This window comes from Streptomyces aureocirculatus (genome assembly GCF_000720475.1).
In the GTDB taxonomy this organism is placed as follows: Bacteria; Actinomycetota; Actinomycetes; order Streptomycetales; family Streptomycetaceae; genus Streptomyces; species Streptomyces aureocirculatus.
In genome coordinates this window covers 1-497 of the sequence record NZ_JOAP01000153.1, presented here as the reverse complement: position 1 = coordinate 497, position 497 = coordinate 1, and the positions used below count along the sequence as shown (strand labels likewise).

At 70.2% G+C, this 497-nt stretch carries 1 protein-coding gene; it reads right to left on the bottom strand.

Translation table 11 applies throughout. From position 1 onward, the window contains the following. Positions 1-10: 10 nt before the first annotated feature. Positions 11-497: IS5 family transposase (locus IG78_RS0141160; protein ID WP_107055130.1), on the bottom strand; the 487-nt coding region annotated here is incomplete at its 5' end.

Below are 497 nucleotides of genomic sequence, written 5' to 3'. Positions count from 1 at the left end.
CTTAGAACTCCTATCGCAATGACTTCAGGCGCCGCCAGCAGATGAGTGCGCATGCGAGGGTGAGGAAGGCTTCGTGGATGTCGTCGCGGATTTCCCAGCGGATCCGCAGGCGGCGGAACCAGTGCAGGTGGGCAAAGGCCCGTTCCACGACCCAGCGTTGGGTGCCCAGGCCGGAGCCGTGCTCGGTGCCGCGGCGGGCGATCAGCGGTTTCACGCCGAGGTCCCAGAGGAGTCGGCGGTACTTGTCGTGATCGTAGCCGCGGTCTCCCAGCACCACGTCCGGGCGGCGCCGGGGCCGGCCGCGCTTGCCGCGCACGGGCGGCACGGCCTGGAGGAGTGGGATCAGCTGGGTGACGTCGTTGCGGTTGCCGCCGGTCAAGGTCGCGGCGAGCGGGATGCCCGTAGCGTCCGTCACCAGGCGATGCTTGCTGCCCGCCCTGCCCCGGCCGACGGGGCTTCGTCCCGTCTTGGCTCCCCCTTCAACGCCCGGATGTGGG